Annotated in this window: 15 protein-coding genes; 10 read left to right on the forward strand and 5 right to left on the reverse strand. The window is 53.1% G+C overall.

What is annotated here, in order from left to right; translation table 11 throughout:
• Positions 1 to 121 precede the first annotated feature (121 nt).
• The 4 genes from clpX to bolA all read right to left on the reverse strand — a co-directional run bounded on the left by clpX (position 122) and on the right by bolA (position 4,400).
• On the reverse strand, positions 122 to 1,393 hold the full coding sequence (gene clpX / locus EGO56_RS14570; protein WP_003850494.1) for an ATP-dependent protease ATP-binding subunit ClpX: 1,272 nt from the start codon (positions 1,391 to 1,393) through the stop codon (positions 122 to 124).
• Positions 1,394 to 1,528: 135 nt separating this feature from the next.
• Entirely contained in the window at positions 1,529 to 2,152 is a 624-nt protein-coding gene (gene clpP / locus EGO56_RS14575) for an ATP-dependent Clp endopeptidase proteolytic subunit ClpP (RefSeq protein WP_010255410.1), read from the reverse strand.
• A 335-nt stretch (positions 2,153 to 2,487) separates the two neighbouring features.
• Positions 2,488 to 3,792 carry a trigger factor gene (gene tig, locus EGO56_RS14580; protein WP_110331458.1) on the reverse strand — a complete coding sequence of 435 codons (1,305 nt, stop codon included), beginning with the start codon at positions 3,790 to 3,792 and terminating at the stop codon, positions 2,488 to 2,490.
• A 293-nt stretch (positions 3,793 to 4,085) separates the two neighbouring features.
• Positions 4,086 to 4,400, reverse strand: coding sequence for a transcriptional regulator BolA (gene bolA, locus EGO56_RS14585; protein ID WP_033731761.1), 315 nt, complete (start codon positions 4,398 to 4,400; stop codon positions 4,086 to 4,088).
• A gap of 286 nt (positions 4,401 to 4,686) precedes the next feature.
• Here bolA and EGO56_RS14590 point away from each other — a divergent pair, with 286 nt between their 5' ends.
• The 8 genes from EGO56_RS14590 to EGO56_RS14625 all read left to right on the forward strand — a co-directional run bounded on the left by EGO56_RS14590 (position 4,687) and on the right by EGO56_RS14625 (position 13,515).
• Positions 4,687 to 5,265, forward strand: coding sequence for a lipoprotein (locus tag EGO56_RS14590; protein WP_013356991.1), 579 nt, complete (start codon positions 4,687 to 4,689; stop codon positions 5,263 to 5,265).
• Positions 5,266 to 5,322: 57 nt separating this feature from the next.
• Entirely contained in the window at positions 5,323 to 6,813 is a 1,491-nt protein-coding gene (gene ampG, locus EGO56_RS14595; RefSeq protein WP_135909885.1) for a muropeptide MFS transporter AmpG, read from the forward strand.
• Between the two features lie 444 nt (positions 6,814 to 7,257).
• Positions 7,258 to 8,184, forward strand: coding sequence for a cytochrome o ubiquinol oxidase subunit II (gene cyoA, locus EGO56_RS14600; protein ID WP_033731758.1), 927 nt, complete (start codon positions 7,258 to 7,260; stop codon positions 8,182 to 8,184).
• 4 nt (positions 8,185 to 8,188) lie between these two features.
• Positions 8,189 to 10,171, forward strand: coding sequence for a cytochrome o ubiquinol oxidase subunit I (cyoB, locus tag EGO56_RS14605; protein WP_013356988.1), 1,983 nt, complete (start codon positions 8,189 to 8,191; stop codon positions 10,169 to 10,171).
• Complete coding sequence (locus EGO56_RS14610) at positions 10,171 to 10,788, forward strand: cytochrome o ubiquinol oxidase subunit III (RefSeq protein ID WP_009091720.1); 618 nt, start codon at positions 10,171 to 10,173, stop codon at positions 10,786 to 10,788. The genes cyoB and EGO56_RS14610 overlap by 1 nt, the downstream gene beginning before the upstream one ends.
• A complete protein-coding gene (locus tag EGO56_RS14615; RefSeq protein WP_008924889.1) occupies positions 10,788 to 11,117 on the forward strand; it encodes a cytochrome o ubiquinol oxidase subunit IV in 330 nt (109 codons plus the stop codon). Before EGO56_RS14610 ends, EGO56_RS14615 begins: the two co-directional genes overlap by 1 nt.
• Positions 11,118 to 11,130: 13 nt before the next feature.
• On the forward strand, positions 11,131 to 12,018 hold the full coding sequence (cyoE, locus tag EGO56_RS14620; protein ID WP_135909887.1) for a heme o synthase: 888 nt from the start codon (positions 11,131 to 11,133) through the stop codon (positions 12,016 to 12,018).
• A gap of 132 nt (positions 12,019 to 12,150) precedes the next feature.
• Positions 12,151 to 13,515 (forward strand): MFS transporter, encoded by a 1,365-nt coding sequence (locus EGO56_RS14625; RefSeq protein WP_033782162.1) that lies wholly within the window; start codon positions 12,151 to 12,153, stop codon positions 13,513 to 13,515.
• Positions 13,516 to 14,080: 565 nt separating this feature from the next.
• Here EGO56_RS14625 and EGO56_RS14630 read toward each other — a convergent pair.
• Positions 14,081 to 14,572 (reverse strand): YajQ family cyclic di-GMP-binding protein, encoded by a 492-nt coding sequence (locus EGO56_RS14630; RefSeq protein WP_003852530.1) that lies wholly within the window; start codon positions 14,570 to 14,572, stop codon positions 14,081 to 14,083.
• Positions 14,573 to 14,707: 135 nt separating this feature from the next.
• Between EGO56_RS14630 and panE the strand changes: the two genes are divergently transcribed.
• A complete protein-coding gene (gene panE, locus EGO56_RS14635; RefSeq protein WP_135909889.1) occupies positions 14,708 to 15,628 on the forward strand; it encodes a 2-dehydropantoate 2-reductase in 921 nt (306 codons plus the stop codon).
• On the forward strand, positions 15,582 to 16,178 hold the full coding sequence (gene yajL / locus EGO56_RS14640) for a protein deglycase YajL (RefSeq protein WP_013356984.1): 597 nt from the start codon (positions 15,582 to 15,584) through the stop codon (positions 16,176 to 16,178). Before panE ends, yajL begins: the two co-directional genes overlap by 47 nt.
• Positions 16,179 to 16,225: the final 47 nt, after the last annotated feature.

Here is a 16,225-nt window from a genome sequence, read left to right on the forward strand (position 1 = left end):
ACCCACAGGTATCTGAGTATATGGGGATGATTGTCCGACATTCAACGTCACAGAGGCGAGAAAAGCAAAAGGGGAAACATTTTCCCCTTTTTTAATAGAACAACATGGACGATCTGTTTAATTATTCGCCAGATGCCTGCGCTTCATGCTTGCCGTAGATCAGCATGGGCTCAGACTGACCTTCAATAACTGATTCATCAATCACTACTTTTTCCACGTCATCCATGGAAGGCAGGTCATACATGGTTTCCAGCAGCGCGCCTTCAACAATAGAGCGCAGACCACGAGCACCAGTTTTACGTGACATCGCTTTCTTCGCAATGGCGGTTAACGCCTCGTCACGGAACTCCAGCTCAACGCCTTCCAGGTTAAACAGCGCCTGGTACTGTTTTGTCAGGGCGTTTTTCGGCTCACGCAGGATCTGAATCAGCGCTTCTTCACTCAGCTCGCTCAGCGTTGCGACCACAGGCAGACGACCAATGAACTCAGGGATCAGACCAAACTTGATCAAATCTTCAGGTTCACACTGTGACAGCAGTTCGCCTTCGCTGGCTTTCTGCGACTTCCCTTTTACGGTAGCGCCGAAGCCGATACCGGATCCGGTTTCCACACGCTGAGAAATCACTTTATCCAGGCCGGCGAATGCGCCGCCGCAGATAAACAGAATTTTCGAGGTATCAACCTGCAAAAATTCCTGCTGCGGATGCTTACGTCCACCCTGCGGCGGAACAGCAGCCACGGTGCCTTCAATCAGTTTAAGCAGAGCCTGCTGTACACCTTCGCCAGACACGTCACGGGTAATCGACGGGTTATCTGACTTACGTGAGATTTTGTCGATTTCATCGATATAAACGATGCCGCGCTGTGCTTTCTGTACGTCGTAGTCACATTTCTGCAGCAGTTTCTGGATGATGTTTTCAACGTCTTCACCCACGTAACCGGCTTCAGTCAGCGTGGTGGCGTCAGCCATAGTGAATGGCACATCCAGCAGGCGCGCCAGCGTTTCTGCCAGCAGCGTTTTACCACTACCGGTTGGGCCAATCAGCAGAATGTTACTTTTGCCCAGTTCGATGCCATTGCTGGTATCGCCGTTACGCAGACGCTTGTAGTGGTTGTAAACCGCAACCGCCAGCACTTTCTTCGCTCTTTCCTGACCGATAACATAATCATCGAGGTGATGGCGAATTTCATGTGGGGTTGGCAACGCACTGCGTTCACGATGCGGGGCAACTTCTTTAATCTCTTCGCGAATGATGTCGTTGCACAGGTCAACACACTCATCGCAGATATACACTGACGGCCCGGCAATCAGCTTACGCACTTCATGCTGGCTTTTGCCGCAAAAAGAGCAGTACAGCAACTTTCCTGAACCGTCTTTGCGCTTATCTGTCATCAGTTAACCTCTTCTTGTTCTCAGGCCATACCCGCGTACGGCTCAGGCCGTACAGGGACGGCCGAAATTCATTCAACCCATAATAGTACCGTTGTCCTGTTAACTATAGACCAGGGACAACGGTAAGTCGGGGTCTTATTGGCGATGCGTCAGAATTGAATCGACTAATCCATACTCTACCGCTTCATTTGCAGAGAGGAAACGGTCACGCTCGGTATCACGCTCAATTTCTTCCAGCGTTTTACCGGTGTGCTCAGCCATCAGCTCATTCATACGCTGTTTAACTTTAAGGATTTCACGCGCATGGATTTCAATGTCTGACGCCTGGCCCTGATAGCCGCCCAGCGGCTGGTGGATCATCACGCGCGAGTTTGGCAGACAGAAACGCTTGCCTTTAGTGCCCGCTGTCAGCAGGAACGCACCCATTGAACAGGCCTGTCCCATACAGATGGTGCTGACATCCGGTTTGATAAATTTCATGGTGTCGTAAATCGACATACCGGCCGTGATCACACCGCCTGGCGAGTTGATGTAAAGATAGATATCTTTTTCCGGGTTCTCAGCTTCCAGAAACAGCATCTGCGCCACGATCAGATTCGCCATGTGGTCTTCAACCTGGCCAGTCAGAAAGATAACGCGCTCTTTAAGCAGACGGGAGTAGATGTCGTAAGAACGCTCACCACGCGAAGTTTGTTCAACCACCATTGGCACCAGCGCATTGTGCGGTGCAGTATATTCACGATCGCCACTGTATGACATTACCGTCTCCTGGATAAATTTCATTGGCAACATTCTGTACCGATTCTACGTAAGACGCGCGGGAAACTCCACGTCGCACCTTTTCCGACACCTTCAGGACGGTTAATCAGCCAGCCTCACTCTTCATTCTGCATACTCCCACTATCTGGGGATGCTGCACGCATGTTTCAAGCATAACAATCTTTTCCCTGTTCGCTAACCCGGAAAAAGCGATGCGTGAATAATTTGCCGATTAATTAAGCAAATAGCGGCGAAGAGTCGCGTTCTGTACGCAAAACACAAAAAAGCCCGCGACTTTTCAGTCACGGGCTTAGCACAGACGGTTAACTGGGTGATCAGGCCTGAGCAGTCTGATTCATCAGTTCCTGGAAGTTGGTCTCTTTCTCGGTCACTTTAGCTTTCGCCAGGACCGCTTCAACCGCTTGCTCTTCCAGCGCGACGTTGCGCATGTTGTTCATCAGCTCGTTATTCTTGCTGTAGAACTCGATAACTTCTTTCGGATCTTCATACGCAGAAGCCATCTCTTCGATCATGGTGTTCACGCGCGCTTCGTCAGCTTTCAGCTCGTGGGTACGAATCACTTCGCCCAGCAGCAGACCGACAACAACACGGCGTTTAGCCTGCTCTTCAAACAGTTCGCGTGGCAGTTCCAGCGCCTGCTGTTCGTTGCCACCGAAACGCTGTGCAGCCTGACGACGCAGAACGTCGATTTCGCTGTCAACCAGCGCAGCTGGCACGTCGATTTCGTTCGCTTCAACCAGGCCGTCGATCGCCTGAGTTTTGATGCGGTTACGGATAGCGCCTTTCAGCTCGCGATCCATGTTCTTACGCACTTCAGTACGCAGACCGGCAACTGAACCATCTTCAACGCCGAAACGTTTGATGAACTCTTCAGTCAGCTCTGGCAGCTCACGCGTTTCAACTTTCTTCAGCACGATCTCGAACTTCGCATCTTTCCCTTTCAGGGTTTCTGCGTGGTAGTCGTCCGGGAATTTCACGTCGATAGTGAACGTTTCGCCCGCTTTATGACCCACAACGCCTTCTTCAAAGCCTGGGATCATGCGGCCCTGGCCCATGGCCAGAACGAAATCAGTGGCTTTTCCGCCTTCGAACTCTTCGCCGTCAACAGAACCGTTGAAATCGATAGTTGCACGATCTTCCGGGCCTGCAGCTGCGTCGCTTTCAATCCAGTTGGCCTGCTGCTTGCGCAGGGTATCCAGCATGGTATCAACGTCAGCATCAGTCACTTCAACGACAGGTTTTTCGACTTCGATGTTTTCCAGGCCTTTCAGCTCAACTTCCGGATAAACTTCGAATTCAACCGCGTAGGTAAAATCCTGACCTTCTTTGTATTCGCCTGGCACGTAGTTTGGTGCGCCAGCCGGATTAATTTTTTCTTTAATGATGGCGTCAACGAAGTTGCGCGTCATCAGCTCGCCCAGCACGTCCTGACGGACAGAAGCGCCGTAACGCTGCGCCACGATGTTCATCGGCACTTTGCCTTTACGGAAACCATCGATGCGAACTTTCCTGGCAACGTCAACCAGTTCTTTTTTTACTGCGCTTTCGATGCTGTCAGCTGCAACAGTAATCGTAATGCGACGGCCCAGGCCCTGAGTGGTCTCTACAGAAACTTGCATCTTGTTACCTCAAAAAATCACGTGCTCGGTCAACTTCAGACACCACACATCGTGAAATGCGCCGTATCCAACAACCGGGACGGCTTCCGTGAAGAGAACCTGATCCCTGTTACCAGAAGCGTCCCGAAGACATTCCGGAAAAATAGACGCAGCATTATAGCGGCATCGCTGGAATGAGTCGAGGACGCTAACTCACCACTTTTCAGCAGGTTTGCTGCTTTTTTGAGCCAGAGATCGCGTTTTTCGCTAAATCACAGAAAAAACGGCCAGCAGGCCGTTTCAGAGAAGGGAGATCAGGCGAGACTTCCGGCACCACGACAGTTAGGCGAAGCCAGTACGGTATCCTGCAACCCTTCCCACTCTTTCAGGGTGTAAGTATGCAGGGCTAAGGCATGGACACTACCCGCTAATTCAGCCGCCAGTTCACTATAAATCAGACGATGACGCGCCAGGAAGCGCTGGCCTGCAAAGCAGTCGCTGACAATAACCACTTTGAAGTGACTTTCCGATCCGGCAGGCACGTTGTGCCGGTAACTTTCGTCATGCACTTCCAGATGAGCTGGCTGAAACGCCACACGCAGCTTTTCTTCTATTTGTTCGCGGATCATGGCTATTACTCCTCAATGGCGAGCGCGGTGCCCCATCTCATTCAATCTTAGTCGCTTTTAGTGCGCTTACCCGTCGGCGGACGCTAAATATTGCATTTTATGTCAGCCCGCTCCCGGCAGGCATCATAACGCAGTCGAAACCATCAGCAAACCAGCCTGTCAGAGAAGAGGCTTAAAACGGTTTCAGAGACAATTTCACCCGTAACAGGGCTTTTTTCACTGCCGGGCAATGCTATGATGGCCGCAGTTTTTGCAAACCAACCCCCTGACACCAACGAGAAAAAGTATGTTGAAAAAACTGTTATTCCCACTGTTGGCTGCGTTCATTTTAGCCGGCTGTGCAACCAGCAATAATACCCTCACTATCCAGCCTAAAATTCAGCTGCCGCAGCAGGATCCGGGCCTGATGGGCGTGACTGTGAGCATCAATGGTGCCGACCAGCGTAAAGATCAGGCGCTGGCAAAAGTTAACCGTGATGGTCAGTTAGTGACCCTGACGCCATCGCGCGATCTCCGTTTCCTGCTGCAGGAAGTGCTGGAGAAGCAGATGACCGCACGTGGTTATATGATTGGTCCTGATGGCGCGGTCGATCTGCAGATTGTGGTTAACAATCTCTATGCTGACGTGACGCAGGGCAATGTGCGCTACAGCATCACCACTAAAGCGGACATCTCTATCATCGCGACCGCCAAAAACGGCAACAAGCAGGTTAAAAACTACCGCCAGACTTACAGCGTAGAAGGCGCGTTCAACGCTAATAACCAGAAGATCACTAACGCGGTCAACGCCACCATGAGCGATGTAATCGCGGATATGGCACAGGACACCAGCGTTAACGACTTCATCAAGCAGAACGCCCGTTAATACCGTCTCACCTCTGCCCTGCCTCGTGCAGGGCTTTTTGTTATCTGCAGGATCCGCATGAACCACTATCTTCGCCTCTTCAGCCAGAAAAACGCCGCCGTACTGCTGCTCCTTGGTTTTGCTTCCGGACTGCCGCTGGCACTGACTTCGGGCACGTTGCAGGCGTGGATGACAGTGGAAAATGTCGATCTGAAAACCATCGGCTTCTTTTCACTGGTCGGCCAGGCCTATGTCTTTAAATTTCTCTGGTCGCCGATGATGGACCGCTATACGCCGCCGTTTCTCGGCCGGCGTCGCGGCTGGTTACTGCTGAGTCAGCTGGCGCTGGTGGGCGGGATTGTCGCGATGGGATTTCTGCAGCCAGGCCGCGATCTGACCCTGATGGCGGCGCTGGCAGTGCTGATCGCTTTCTGCTCCGCCTCACAGGACATCGTTTTTGACGCCTGGAAAACCGATATTCTGCCACCTGAAGAGCGCGGCAGCGGCGCAGCGATTACCGTGCTGGGCTATCGGCTGGCGATGCTGATTTCAGGCGGGCTTGCGCTGTGGCTGGCTGACCGTTATCTGGGCTGGCAGGCGACCTACTGGCTGATGGCGCTGATGATGGTGCCGGGTATTATCGCCACGCTGATGGCGAGCGAGCCGGACACGCGCATTTCCACCCCGCATTCACTGCGACAGGCGGTTGTCGACCCGCTGAAAGATTTCTTTCAGCGCAACAACGCCTGGCTGCTCATTACGCTGATTATTCTCTACAAGCTGGGCGATGCCTTTGCCGCCTCGCTGACCACCACTTTTCTGATCCGCGGCGCCGGGTTCAATGCCGGTGACGTCGGCCTGGTTAACAAGACGCTGGGTCTGCTGGCGACCATTATCGGGGCGCTTTATGGCGGCGTACTGATGCAGCGCCTGAGTCTGTTTCGGGCGCTGCTGATTTTCGGCGTGCTGCAGGCGGTTTCAAACTTTGGTTACTGGCTGCTGGCGGTGACCGACAAACAGTTGTGGAGCATGGCCAGCGCAGTCTTTGTCGAAAACCTCTGCGGCGGCATGGGCACTGCGGCCTTTGTCGCGTTATTAATGACGCTGTGCAATAAATCGTTCTCAGCTACCCAGTTTGCCCTGTTATCAGCGCTCTCCGCAGTGGGCCGGGTCTATGTCGGCCCCGCAGCGGGCTGGCTGGTAGAACTCTGGGGCTGGCCAACTTTTTATGCTTTCACGGTGATCGCGGGTGTGCCGGGCCTGGTGCTGCTGGCTTTTTGCCGCCAGACGCTTAATCAGGTCGAGCAGAGTGGCAATTTCCTCACACGAAGCTACTATCCTCATGGCTATCGCTGGACTAATCGTCTGTTTGCAGCCGGCTGCGGTGTGCTGGCTCTCTGGCTGGTCGCGCTGGCACTGAATGCACTGGGGCTGACTGCGCTGACACCGCTACTGACCCGCCTGTTTGAGCTGGGCATGAGCCTCTCTCTGCTGGCGGTGCTTGCCGGGGTGTTGCTGGATTACAGGGCGCTGAAGAGAACGCCGGTGTTGCCCGCGTCAGATGCTTAAGTGAAATCGATAGGTTAACGGGCTGCGGCTTATTTTGTGACGTCCGGATAAGTCGCCGTCATTTATCATCGCGTGTTATTTTTAAAAAATAAGAATAGATCCTGAGGAGGCGTAGCGGAAATACTAAAAACCGGTTAGCAATTACTTTAGTTAAATTTCATCGCGCAAATGATGCAGACTTGTTAAATATTTGGGAGTTAAAAGTAAGGGTTATTCCTTTCCCTGATTTTTTTACGGTTACTTCCATCGGTTTTTGTTATATTGATGCCAACTGCTTGTCTGCGTTAATTATTTGTCACCTGACGCAACATCTGTGACACCCTTAGCAAAAGGTGTCAACACGTATCTGACACATCCTTAAGCTGGTTTACACTGCATAAACCTTCCCGTAAAATGCGCGCACACTTAAACGACAATAGAGCCCTTTGTCATTGAGGTCGTTAAATGAGACTCAGTAAATACAATAAAAGTTTGGGGATTTTGTCATTAATTGCAGGCACTTTATTAATGAGTGGCTGCGATAGTGCATTGTTAAATCCCAAAGGACAGATTGCACTGGAGCAACGTTCGCTGATACTGACTGCCTTTGGCCTGATGTTGATCGTCGTGATTCCCGCAGTCCTGATGGCCGTGGTGTTTGCCTGGAAGTATCGGGCGTCCAACACGAATGCGAAGTACAGCCCTAACTGGTCACACTCTAACAAGGTTGAAGCCGTGGTCTGGACCATTCCGATCCTGATCATTCTCTTCCTCAGCGTACTGACCTGGAAATCAACCCACGCACTGGAGCCCAGCAAACCGCTGCAATCTGATGTGAAACCGGTTGAGATCGATGTGGTTGCACTGGACTGGAAATGGTTGTTCATTTACCCGGAACAGGGTATTGCGACCGTGAACCAGATTGCCTTCCCGGCAAATACTCCGGTGAACTTTAAAATCACCTCTAACTCCGTCATGAACTCTTTCTTCATTCCAACACTCGGCAGCCAGATTTATGCGATGGCGGGTATGCAGACCAAACTGCATCTGATTGCGAATGAACCAGGCACTTTCGACGGTATCTCTGCGAACTTCAGTGGTCGCGGTTTCTCTGGCATGAAGTTTAAAGCCATTGCAACCAAAGACGATGCGGAATTCCAGCAGTGGGTGGCTAAAGTTAAAGCAGCCCCTAACACGCTGACCACCATGGAAGATTTCGAGAAAGTGGCTGTGCCAAGCGAAAATCATCCGGTGGAATATTTCTCTTCAGCTGATCCGAAATTGTTCATGCAGGTTATGGACAAGTTCAGGATGAGCCACGGGAAAATGGACATGCCACAGCATGAAGGTATGGACATGAGTCACGCCGCTTCCGCGGGAGCCGAGGAATAATACGATGTTAGGAAAATTAACACTTGATGCAGTGCCGTATCATGAGCCGATTATCATGGTTACGGTTGCCGCTATCCTGATAGGTGGTGCTGCGCTGGTCGCTGCGCTCACCTATTTTGGTAAGTGGAAATATCTGTGGTCTGAATGGCTGACGTCAGTTGACCACAAACGCCTGGGTATCATGTATATCATCATGGCGTTCGTCATGCTGATTCGTGGCTTCGCAGATGCCATTATGATGCGTACCCAGCAGGTGATGGCTTCGGCCGGTGAAGCGGGCATTCTGCCACCGCACCACTACGACCAGATCTTTACCGCGCACGGCGTGATTATGATCTTCTTCGTGGCGATGCCTTTCGTGGTTGGCCTGATGAACATCGCCGTTCCGTTGCAGATTGGTGCACGTGACGTTGCGTTCCCGTTCCTGAACAACCTGAGCTTCTGGTTTACCGCGGTCGGTGTGATCCTGGTTAACCTGTCTCTGGGTGTGGGCGAGTTCGCACAGACCGGCTGGCTGGCTTATCCGCCGCTCTCCGGCGCGGAGTACAGTCCCGGCGTCGGGGTCGATTACTGGATCTGGAGCCTTCAGCTCTCAGGTATTGGTACGACCTTAACCGGTATTAACTTCTTCGTAACCATCCTGAAGATGCGCGCACCGGGCATGAGCCTGTTCAAAATGCCGGTATTTACCTGGACCGCGCTGTGCACCAACGTCCTGATCATCGCTGCGTTCCCGGTTCTGACCGTGACCCTGGCGCTGTTGACCCTTGATCGTTATCTCGGCTTCCATTTCTTCACCAATGAAATGGGCGGGAACATGATGATGTACGTCAACCTGATCTGGGTCTGGGGTCATCCGGAAGTGTATATTCTGGTACTGCCGGTGTTTGGTGTGTTCGCAGAAATTACCGCGACCTTCTCCAAAAAACGTCTGTTTGGTTATACCTCACTGGTATGGGCGACCATCGCCATTACCGTGCTGTCGTTCATCGTCTGGTTGCACCACTTCTTCACCATGGGTGCGGGTGCCAACGTTAACGCCTTCTTCGGTATCATGACGATGATCATCGCGATTCCGACCGGGGTTAAAATCTTTAACTGGCTGTTCACCATGTATCAGGGCCGCATTCAGATGCACTCTGCCATGCTGTGGACCGTTGGCTTCCTGGTAACCTTCTCTGTAGGAGGTATGACCGGCGTACTGCTGGCCGTTCCGGGCGCTGACTTTATTCTGCACAACAGCCTGTTCCTGATTGCACACTTCCACAACGTAATCATCGGTGGTGTGGTCTTCGGTTGTATGGCGGGCGTGACCTACTGGTTCCCGAAAGCATTCGGCTTTACCCTGAACGAAACCTGGGGTAAGCGCGCATTCTGGTTCTGGATCATTGGCTTCTTCGTTGCCTTTATGCCGCTGTACGCACTGGGCTTCATGGGTATGACCCGTCGTCTGAGCCAGGATATCGATCCACAGTTCCACCCTCTTCTGGTGGTTGCTGCGGTCGGTGCGGGTCTGATTGCACTGGGTATCCTGTGTCAGCTGACCATGTTCTACGTCTCGGTACGTGACCGCGACCAGAACCGTGATGTGACAGGTGACCCGTGGGGCGGTCGTACGCTGGAGTGGGCAACCTCTTCACCACCTCCGTTCTATAACTTTGCTGTGATCCCACATGTCCATGAGCGTGATGCGTTCTGGGAAATGAAAGAGAAAGGCGAAGCGTACAAACAGCCGGCATCGTATGAAGAAATTCATATGCCGAAAAACAGTGGTGCGGCAATCGTCATCTGCGCATTCGCTACTGTGATGGGCTTCGCGCTGATCTGGCATATCTGGTGGATGGCGGGTCTTTCATTCCTCGGCATGATCGTTACCTGGATCGTGAAGAGCTTCGACGAAGACGTGGATTACTACGTTCCGGTTGCCGAAGTTCAGAAGATTGAGAACCAGCACTTTGACGAAATCAGCAAAGCAGGTCTGAAATAATGTCAACTGAAACTCTGATTAAACATCACCACGACGCCCATGCGGAGCATGGGCATCACGATGCAGGAGCCAATAAAGTCTTTGGCTTCTGGATCTACCTGATGAGTGACTGCATTATCTTCGCAACCCTGTTTGCGACCTATGCCGTCATGGTCAACAACACTGCCGGTGGCCCGGCAGGTAAAGATATCTTTGAGCTGCCGTTTGTTCTGGTAGAAACCGCCCTGCTGCTGTTGAGTTCGATCACTTACGGCATGGCTGTTATCTCCATGAACAAGGAGCAAAAAGGTGCCGTTATCGGCTGGCTGGCGCTGACCTTCCTGTTCGGTCTGGGCTTCATCGGGATGGAAATCTATGAATTCCATCACCTGATTGCTGAAGGCTTTGGTCCGGATCGCAGTGGCTTCCTGTCTGGCTTCTTTACGCTGGTCGGTACCCACGGTCTGCACGTGACCTCCGGTCTGATCTGGATGCTGGTTCTGATGTTCCAGATTTCCAAACGTGGCCTGAACGCGACTAACCGCACCCGTATCATGTGTCTGAGCCTGTTCTGGCACTTCCTGGACGTGGTCTGGATTTGCGTCTTCACCGTTGTTTACCTGATGGGAGCCATGTAATGAGTCATTCTGTTAACGAACATGGCGCTTCACACGGTAGCGTGAAGTCCTACATGATCGGCTTCATCCTCTCTATCATCCTGACGGCAATCCCGTTCTGGATGGTGATGGATGGCAGTGCATCTCACGGTACTATCCTCGGTGTTGTTCTGGTGTGTGCGGTCATTCAGGTGCTGGTTCACCTGGTGTACTTCCTGCACTTAGACAGCAAATCTGAGGGTGGCTGGAACATGGTAGCCATTGTTTTCTCGGCCATCATCATCCTGATTGTCGTAGTAGGCTCACTGTGGATCATGTGGAACCTCAACTACAACATGATGCCTCACTAAAGAGTCACGCGTAATGTTTAAGCAATACCTGCAAGTTACAAAACCAGGAATTATTTTCGGGAATTTAATTTCTGTGATCGGCGGATTCCTGTTGGCCTCCAAAGGCAACACGGATTACGCCCTGTTTCTCATCACCCTGGTGGGCGTGTCACTGGTGGTTGCATCAGGTTGTGTTTTCAACAACGTGATTGACCGCGACATCGATATCAAGATGGAGAGAACCAGGAATCGGGTGCTGGTACAAGGCCTTATCTCCGCGAAAGTAAGCCTGGTTTATGCCACTGTGCTGGGTATTGCTGGCTTTGCGTTGCTCTACTTCGGTGCTAATCCGCTGGCCATGTGGCTGGCGGTGATGGGCTTCGTGGTGTACGTGGGCATCTACAGTCTGTACATGAAGCGTAATTCCGTTTACGGAACGCTGATTGGCAGCCTGTCGGGTGCTGCGCCGCCGGTTATCGGCTACTGCGCCGTCTCTAACCAGTTTGATGCTGGCGCGTTGATCCTTCTGGCTATCTTTAGCCTGTGGCAGATGCCGCATTCGTACGCGATTGCTATCTTCCGCTTTAAAGATTACCAGGCAGCGAACATCCCGGTTCTGCCGGTGGTGAAAGGCATTTCCGTCGCGAAGAATCATATTACGCTCTATATCCTGGCGTTTATGATTGCCACGCTGATGCTGACGCTGGGCGGTTACGCGGGCTACAAATATCTGGTGGTGGCCGCTGCGGTCAGCGTCTGGTGGCTGGGCATGGCGTTATCGGGTTACAAAACCGCAGATGACCGTGTCTGGGCGCGTAAGCTGTTTGTCTTCTCTATCGTAACCATCACCGCGCTGAGCGTGATGATGTCGGTAGATTCGATGGCTCCGGCTTCGAAGGACCTGCTGACATACGTCTGGTAACCGGCACCGATACAGCATGAAAAGGGCGCGATTTTCGCGCCCTTTCTTTTTGTTACCACTGCTTAAAAACTATTGTTTTACCCGCCCTGCCCCGCCCCCTAGAATAAATGCAGCACATTAACAGAGGTTGGAATGAACGATAATAAAATGACTCCGGTGGAGCTGCGCGCCACATGGGGCCTCGGTACGGTCTTTTCCCTGCGTATGCTTGGGATGTTTATGGTCCTGCCGGTACTGACCACTTATGGCATGGCATTACAGGGCGCGAGTGAAACCTTAATTGGTCTGGCGATTGGCATCTATGGCCTTGCCCAGGCAATATTTCAGATTCCTTTTGGCCTGCTCTCTGATCGCATCGGCCGCAAGCCGTTGATCGTTGGCGGACTGCTGCTGTTTGTTCTGGGCAGCGTTATCGCAGCCTGCACCGACTCCATCTGGGGCATTATTCTGGGCCGTGCATTACAAGGCTCGGGCGCGATTGCGGCTGCGGTGATGGCGCTGTTATCCGACTTAACCCGTGAGCAGAACCGCACCAAAGCGATGGCCTTTATCGGCATCAGTTTTGGCGTGACCTTCGCGATTGCGATGGTGGTCGGCCCGGTTGTGACTCATGCATTGGGTCTGCATGCGCTGTTCTGGATGATTGCGATTCTGGCGTCACTGGGAATCGTGATCACTCTTCTCGTGGTGCCATCGGCTTCCCATCATGTCCTGAACCGAGAATCGGGCATGGTGAAAGGCAGCTTCCGTAAAGTGATGGCTAACCCGCGTCTGGTGAAGCTCAACATCGGGATTTTCTGCCTGCACGTTCTGCTGATGTCGAGTTTTGTTGCGTTGCCTGGGCAGTTTGAACAGGCTGGATTCCCGGCCCCCGAGCACTGGAAAGTCTATCTCTCTACCATGCTGATCGCCTTTGCGGGCGTGGTCCCGTTCATCATCTATGCCGAAGTGAAGCGCCGTATGAAGCGCGTCTTTGTCGGCTGCGTCGGGATGATTGTGATTGCGGAGATCGTGCTGTGGGGTGCAGAAGGCCACTTCTGGACGCTGGTAGTGGGTGTTCAGCTCTTCTTCTTCGCCTTTAATCTGATGGAGGCCATTCTGCCTTCATTAATCAGTAAAGAGTCGCCCGCAGGTTACAAAGGTACGGCAATGGGAATCTACTCCACCAGCCAGTTCCTGGGCGTGGCCGTTGGCGGCAGCATGGGTGGCTGGGTGTTTGGTCATTTCGATGCGCAGACCGTGTTCCTGGTGGGCGCGATGGTGGCAGCAGCCTGGCTGTTTGTCAGCATGACGATGCAGGAGCCGCCTTATGTCAGCAGCCTGCGCATCGTCCTGAGTGATGCCGCACTGGCTGTGCCGAATCTTGAGCAGCGTCTGAAAGCTCAGAAAGGCGTTAACTCCGTGTTTATCGTGCCGGAAGAAAAAAGCGCGTATATCAAAATTGATAGTAAGGTCACCAGCCGGCCTGAGCTGGAAGCGCTGCTGGGGAGTTGCTGATTTCCAAACTGTTCTAGCGACACCATCTGCCCGTTTAGCTGTAAGATCGAGCTGGCTCAGGGAACAGGGTCAGATCGGAAAGTCGCAAAAGCCGCCATCCATGGCACGCTCGGCCCGCGCCGTCCTGGCGCGGGACGCTTTCCTCTTCTGACCCTGTCCCCTGCGCCCCTTAGCTTTTGCGTTGCTGCCAGGTTCAGCCGAATTTAAATTTCTGAGTAAATATCACCCCGCACAATCCTTCTTACAGACCACTAACCAGCTTAAAGCGATGGGAGCCTGTGCCTGTAGCAAAGCATCGCGGGCCAGGGATGGCCCGCGCTGAGCCAGCCATGGATGACGCTTTTGCGTCTTTGCGAAAGGCACAGGCTTCCTGAGCCTGAACGCGATGTTCCAGACGACATCCATCTCACAAAGCGATATAAGCAAGGTGCGAGCACGTAAATATCCCAGACCAAGTTTTGCAAATTCAGAGAGTTAGAAGCCCGCACACGGTAGATAACAAAAAACCCGGCCTGAGCCGGGTTTTTCATCACTGCATTCATGCTGAAAATTCAGCCTCCCCCACTTAATCGCGGAAGTTCTTAAACTGGAACGGCTGGCCCAGATTGCTGCCGCGCACGATCGCCATCGCACCCTGCAAATCATCACGCGCCTTGCCGGTCACACGCAATGCTTCACCCTGAATCTGGGTCTGCACTTTCAGCTTGCTGTCTTTAATCAGCTTCACCAGCTTCTTCGCCACGTCGCTCTCAATGCCTTTTTTCAGTTTGGCATCGACCGCCCAGCTTTTGCCGCTGTGCTCGATCTCTTCCGGCACCTCTAAGGCTCCGCCTTCAATCCCGCGCTTCAGCAACTTCTCACGTAAAATGTCGACCAGCTGCTTAACCTGGAAATCAGACTCGCTGGTGATCTTGATGGTTTCATTCTTTTCGTTGAGCTCGAACTCGGCGCTCACGTTGCGGAAATCGAAGCGGGTAGACACTTCACGGTTAGCATTCTCCACCGCATTGCGAATTTCCTGCAGATCGACTTCTGAAACGATATCGAAAGATGGCATCTCTTCTTCTCCTGACGCTAAAGTGACATGCATAATACGCGTCTTAAGGTGCTAAATAAAATCAGGCTGCACACAACGCTATAATGTAGGTGTGACAGTAAATAACAGATGGATAGCCCGCCAGCGGGAGGCAGCATGAAAATTACCGTGTTAGGTTGCGGTGCATTGGGTCAGGTCTGGCTGACAGCGCTTGCCCGCCAGGGACATGAAGTACAGGGATGGCTGCGCGTGCCGCAGCCTTACTGCTCAGCCAATGTAATTGATCCACAGGGCAACATCTCGAATCGCACGTTTATCGCCAACGATCCGCTATTCCTGGCGGAAAGCCAGCTGCTGCTGGTCACGCTCAAAGCGCCACAGGTCTCGCCCGCGGTGAAGAATCTGGAAAGCGTGTTGCCAGAAAACTGCCCGGTACTGCTGCTGCACAACGGTATGGGTACGCTGGAGGAACTCAAAGGGCTGACTCAGCCACTCCTGCGTGGCGTCACCACGCATGCGGCGATGCGTGATGGCACCGTTATCAAGCACATCGCCAGTGGCATCACCCACATTGGTCCCGGTAACCGCAAAAGCGCCGCTTACAGTGACCTCGCCGACATTCTGCACCCTGCCCTGCCCGATGTTGCCTGGCATGACAACATCCGGGCGACCTGCTGGCGCAAACTGGCCGTCAACTGCGTCATCAACCCGCTCAGCGTGGAGTATGAGTGCCAGAACGGCGCACTACGCGCGTATCCGGAGCAGATCGCGCAACTGTGCGAAGAGATCAGCTGGGTTATGGAGCGTGAAGGCCAGAATGTGGCCAGCGACAGCCTGCAGGACATCATCTTCGACGTGATCGAAAGCACGGCGGCCAATACCTCTTCGATGCTGCAGGACGTGCGCGCCCAGCGGCTCACTGAAATCGACTATATCAGCGGCTTTCTGCTGCGCCGCGCCCGGACGCACGGCCTGGTGCTGACGGAGAACACCCGTCTGTATGACATTGTAAAACGCAAGGAGTCCCATTATGACCGCGAACGCATCGGTGCTGGTTTGCCTGGCACATGGCAGTGAAGAAACCGAAGCTGTCACCACCATCGACCTGCTGGTTCGGGCCGGGCTGAAGGTTGTTACCGCCAGCGTCGAAAGCGATGGCAGCCGGGAGATTGTCTGCTCACGCGGTGTTCGTCTGCTAGCTGACGTCACGCTGGTCGAAGTCGCCGATAACGATTTCGCCGCCATTGTTCTGCCCGGCGGCCTGAAAGGGGCTGAGACCTTCCGTGACAGTCCGCTGCTGGTCGAAACGGTGCGTCAGTTTCACCTCAATGAGAAGATTGTCGCCGCGATATGCGCAGCCGCAGGCACGGTACTGATCCCTCACGATCTCTTCCCGGTCGGTAACATGACCGGCTTTCCTGGCCTGAAAGAGACGATTCCGGAGGAAAAGTGGATGGAGCGACGTGTCGTCTGGGATCCCCGCGTTAATCTGCTGACCAGTCAGGGGCCTGGCACGGCAATGGATTTTGCGCTGAAGCTGATCGATCTGCTGGTGGGAAAAGAGATGGCGCGTGAGGTCGCTGCACAGCTGGTGCTGGCCCCCGGCATTTATGACTATCAGGCTTAAATACTCAGGCTTAAAACGAGAAAGCCAGTCAGACCTGAACAGGCACT

This window comes from Pantoea vagans (assembly GCF_004792415.1).
Taxonomy (GTDB): Bacteria; Pseudomonadota; Gammaproteobacteria; order Enterobacterales; family Enterobacteriaceae; genus Pantoea; species Pantoea vagans.

Bases quoted from the DNA above. Each gene is read 5' to 3' on its own strand.
- clpX (WP_003850494.1), bottom strand. From the start codon at position 1,393: ATGACAGATAAGCGCAAAGACGGTTCAGGAAAGTTGCTGTACTGCTCT.
- clpP (WP_010255410.1), bottom strand. From the start codon at position 2,152: ATGTCATACAGTGGCGATCGTGAATATACTGCACCGCACAATGCGCTG.
- tig (WP_110331458.1), bottom strand. From the start codon at position 3,792: ATGCAAGTTTCTGTAGAGACCACTCAGGGCCTGGGCCGTCGCATTACG.
- bolA (WP_033731761.1), bottom strand. From the start codon at position 4,400: ATGATCCGCGAACAAATAGAAGAAAAGCTGCGTGTGGCGTTTCAGCCA.
- EGO56_RS14590 (WP_013356991.1), top strand. From the start codon at position 4,687: ATGTTGAAAAAACTGTTATTCCCACTGTTGGCTGCGTTCATTTTAGCC.
- ampG (WP_135909885.1), top strand. From the start codon at position 5,323: ATGAACCACTATCTTCGCCTCTTCAGCCAGAAAAACGCCGCCGTACTG.
- cyoA (WP_033731758.1), top strand. From the start codon at position 7,258: ATGAGACTCAGTAAATACAATAAAAGTTTGGGGATTTTGTCATTAATT.
- cyoB (WP_013356988.1), top strand. From the start codon at position 8,189: ATGTTAGGAAAATTAACACTTGATGCAGTGCCGTATCATGAGCCGATT.
- EGO56_RS14610 (WP_009091720.1), top strand. From the start codon at position 10,171: ATGTCAACTGAAACTCTGATTAAACATCACCACGACGCCCATGCGGAG.
- EGO56_RS14615 (WP_008924889.1), top strand. From the start codon at position 10,788: ATGAGTCATTCTGTTAACGAACATGGCGCTTCACACGGTAGCGTGAAG.
- cyoE (WP_135909887.1), top strand. From the start codon at position 11,131: ATGTTTAAGCAATACCTGCAAGTTACAAAACCAGGAATTATTTTCGGG.
- EGO56_RS14625 (WP_033782162.1), top strand. From the start codon at position 12,151: ATGAACGATAATAAAATGACTCCGGTGGAGCTGCGCGCCACATGGGGC.
- EGO56_RS14630 (WP_003852530.1), bottom strand. From the start codon at position 14,572: ATGCCATCTTTCGATATCGTTTCAGAAGTCGATCTGCAGGAAATTCGC.
- panE (WP_135909889.1), top strand. From the start codon at position 14,708: ATGAAAATTACCGTGTTAGGTTGCGGTGCATTGGGTCAGGTCTGGCTG.
- yajL (WP_013356984.1), top strand. From the start codon at position 15,582: ATGACCGCGAACGCATCGGTGCTGGTTTGCCTGGCACATGGCAGTGAA.